Annotated in this window: 2 protein-coding genes and 1 pseudogene; 2 read left to right on the forward strand and 1 reads right to left on the reverse strand. The window is 62.8% G+C overall.

What is annotated here, in order from left to right:
- Positions 1-179 precede the first annotated feature (179 nt).
- Positions 180-1,403, forward strand: a complete 1,224-nt coding sequence (locus PMI42_RS11660) for an ABC transporter substrate-binding protein (protein ID WP_008133977.1) — start codon at positions 180-182, stop codon at positions 1,401-1,403.
- 339 nt (positions 1,404-1,742) lie between these two features.
- Here the strand turns inward: PMI42_RS11660 and PMI42_RS11665 are convergent, their stop codons facing one another.
- Entirely contained in the window at positions 1,743-3,305 is a 1,563-nt protein-coding gene (locus tag PMI42_RS11665; protein WP_008133979.1) for an adenylate/guanylate cyclase domain-containing protein, read from the reverse strand.
- 192 nt (positions 3,306-3,497) lie between these two features.
- Here PMI42_RS11665 and PMI42_RS11670 point away from each other — a divergent pair.
- A pseudogene (locus PMI42_RS11670) lies at positions 3,498-3,867 on the forward strand (enolase C-terminal domain-like protein); the annotation flags it as partial.

Below are 3,867 nucleotides of genomic sequence, written 5' to 3' on the forward strand. Positions count from 1 at the left end.
TCTGACTTACAAGGATGACGGAACAGGATGCACAGGGAACGTCAATACGCTTGCCATTTTCGGTTCGGCCGGTAAGCGCGCCATCAGGCCACAGCTTTGACAAACGCTTGACGTAGATCAACTCGCCTGGGTGCGGACTGAGCCGACCTCGCTTCCGGGCCAACGACAAGGTGTCGAGCATGCGCGTCACCGGCAGAGTGCTGTTCGTTTCGCTGATCGCCTTCGCCTCGCTCGGGGCGATGTCGCAGCAGCATTCGGAGCAATCCACGTCCGACAACGAGATCCGTATCGGCAACGTCATGCCGTATTCGGGACTGCTCTCGGAGTTCGGCGCCATCGGCCAGGCGGAGGCCGCCTATTTCGACATGGTCAACGCGCGCGGCGGCATCAACGGACGCAAGATCCGCTTCATCACACGCGACGACAATTCCGATCCCTCGACCGCGCTGGAGCTCACGCGCAATCTGGTCGAGAAGGACGACGTGCATCTGATGTTCGGCTCGTTCGGCACGCCCGGCAATCTCGCCACGCGCTGGTACCTGAACGAGAAGAAAGTGCCGCAGCTGTTCGCCGCCTCCGGCGACGAGGAGCTGAGCCAGGCCAGGGCGTTTCCCTGGACCATGGGCTGGCAGCCGTCGTTCCGGTCGGAAGGGCGCATCTACGCCAACTACATCCAGGCTTATTATCCGCGCAAGAAGATCGTGGTGCTCTGGCAGAACGACCAGTTCGGACGCATGCTGTACAAGGGCATCCAGGAGGGGCTTGGCGATCTGAACCGCCTTGTCCTCGTCGATATCGCCTTCGACATCAACGACGAGCATCTGGACGGGCACGTCTCGATCCTCAAGCGCGCCGGCGCCGACATCTTCGTCTTCCTCGGCGTGCCGTCGACGGCGTCCAAGGTGATCAAGCTGGCGGCGTCGATGAAATGGCGCCCGGTGTTCATCGTCAATGACGCCTCGGCCTCGATCGCCAATGCGATGGCGCCCGCGGGCCTGGAGAACTCTTCCGGCGTGATCTCGGCAGCCTTCCTGAAGGATCCGAGCGATCCCGCATGGAAGAACGACCCCGCCATGAAGGACTGGTTCGCCTTCATGGACCAGTACCATCACGTCGAAAGCACCAACAACAGCGCGGCGGTCTATGGCTACGCCGCAGCCGAGGCATTGACGCAGGTGCTGAAGCAATGCGGCGACGATTTCTCACGCGAGAACATCATGCGCCAGGCGGCTTCGGTGAAGGCTTATCAGCCCTCCGTCGCGCTGCCCAATATCAGGATGAGCACCTCGCCGAGCAGCTATCTGCCGATCAGACAGATGCGGCTGGTGCAGTTCGACGGGCGATCCTGGCAGCCGTTTGGAGATGTGATCGAGACGGCGTTTACGGAAGGCACGGCGAGGTAAGCTGACTCACGGAGCGCGTTAGCACGCGCCTCGTCCTTCGAGACGACCGCTTCGCGGTCTCCTCAGGATGAGGCTAAGCGGCATCGGTGCCCGTAAAAACGGCGACCGCACACTCGGTTCTCATCCTGAGGGCCCGCCAACGGCGGGCGTCTCGAAGAATGGCCACAGGGGAATAATTCCCAAACCCCTACGCTTGCGGCGGAGGGTTGGGGAGAGGGCGCATCAGCAATCGAGAGCCCCCAAGAGGAGGGAGCCCTCATCCCCTACCCTCTCCCGCAAGCGGGAGAGGGAGCGCACCGGTCCCTTGGCAACATCCGATCTCAATCAAGAGCCCGCCCCTCACGCCGGCTTCAGCGAGGCCAGCGCGCTTTCCAGCAGCGAGCGGACGCGCGCGGCATCGCCTGATTTCACCACCGCGGGATCGAGATACAGCTCGAGCCCGGGCGCGCGCTCGGTGATGACGCCGCTTCGCTCCGCTGTGGCATCGTTCAAAGCATCCACCGAATACGGAATCACCTCGCGGCTGATGCCCTTCATCGTGATCGCCGGCAGGGCGTGGGCGCGGACGATGTCGCTGACCAGGGCAAAGGTCTCGTAGCTCAGCACGATACCGCCGGGCTCGGCGATCGATTGCAGGCGCGCGGCGAGGTTCGCTTCGGCGCCGATGATGGTGTAGTCCATGCGATCGCTGCTGCCGAAATTGCCGACATTGCAATAGCCGGAATTGATGCCCATGCGCGAGCGGAACGGCTGCTCGATGCCGGACGCGCGCCATTTCGCATTGAGCTCGGCGAGGCGTTGCTGCATGCGCCAGGCCATCTGGAGGCAGGCCTCGGCGTCGGCGCGGTCGCCCCTGGTCTCGGGGTCGCCGAAGAAGATCAGCATGGCATCGCCGATGAACTTGTCGATGGTGCCGCCATATTCATGGGCGATCGCCGACATCTCGGTAAAATACTCGTTGAGCAGCTGGGTCAACTGTTCCGGCTGGAGCCGCTCGGCCGTCGCGGTAAAGTTCTGGATGTCGGAGAAGAAGATGGTGAGCTTCTTGCGCTCGGTGTGGATGATGACGTCCTTCTGGCCGGAGAAGATGCTCTTGTAGACCTGCGGCGGGATGTAGCGCGAGATCTTCATCGACAGCGAGGCGAGGAAGTCATTGGCGGATTCGAGCTCCTTGTTCATGCCCTTGATGCGGCTGGCCTGGCGGCGCTGCAGCGAGAGGAACGACAGGCCGCTGCCGGCGGCGATCAGGAAATAGGCAAGCAGGAACTTGAACGAGAAGATATTGGCGGCGATCGGCTGGGCGATGATGACTTCCTGGATGCCTCTGACGTCCCCGACCTTCCAGTCCTTCTTCGGGCTTTCGGGGTGGCTGTTATGGCAGCTCACGCAGGCCGGTCCCATCATGACGGGCGCGACGAGGCGGACCTTGTCGGAGAATAGCGAGGTCTCGGTGTCGACGATCTTCTGCTCGGGATCGGCACGCAATGCGGCGAGCGCATCCTTCTCGAAGCTGTCGAGCTGGTGCGGGGCGCGGTTCTGGAACGGGAAGTCCGAGACGAAGCGGTAGGTGATATTCTCCTGCTGGGCGCCGATCACCCGGCCGAGCTCCAGCGACAGCGTCGCCGGGATCGGGATCGCGCCGGGGACGGATTCGTAATTGTGGACCACCCTGGTGGTGCCGTTGGGGTTGGCGAGCACGCGCCCGACCACGTTGGTGGCATAATAGCTGCGCACGCTCGTGATCACCGAATTGAGATCGACCGCCTGCCGGCGCAATGCCGTCTTGGAGAGCTCGGTCAGATCCAGCCAGACCGCGAGCGGCAGAGCGAGCAGGAGAAAGGCGATCGCGGCACCGGTCAGGATGCCGCTCTTGCGCTGTTCTTCGGAGATCTCTTGTTTCACCCTGTGGCTCCGTTGTGTGCAATTTTGTCGCCAATCTCCCGAAAGGCGACAAAGGCCGGCGGCGGCACAGAGCCCATAAACGCGGGCCGGCGCAACCCCATTTTATGGTGGTCGGGCCAAACCGCTTTTCGTTTCATGACGAATGTTTAAGATCGACATGAACTTGCACTCACTCCGCCGGGAGACTTTGGAATGACCTGTAACATCCGCATCAAGCGCTTCAACGCGCGGCCCGTCATCGTGCCGATGAATTTGCCGCTCAAGACCTCGACCGGGGCGGTCGACAAGGCGCCGCTGGTGCTGATCGACTGCGAGACCGACCAGGGCGCGGTGGGGCATGCCTATCTGTTCTCGATCACGCCGTCGGCCCTGAAGCCGCTGACCGCGATGGTCACGGAAATGTCGGAGCTGCTGGCCGGCGACGAGTTGCTGCCGTTCGAGATCGAGCGCAAGCTGACCCAGCGCTTCACGCTGCTTGGGCTTGCCGGCCTGCAACGGCTGGCGCAATCCGGCATCGACATGGCGGCATGGGACGCACTCGCCCGCACACGCGGCCTGCCGC

The organism is Bradyrhizobium sp. YR681 (assembly GCF_000282615.1).
Classification (GTDB): domain Bacteria; phylum Pseudomonadota; class Alphaproteobacteria; order Rhizobiales; family Xanthobacteraceae; genus Bradyrhizobium.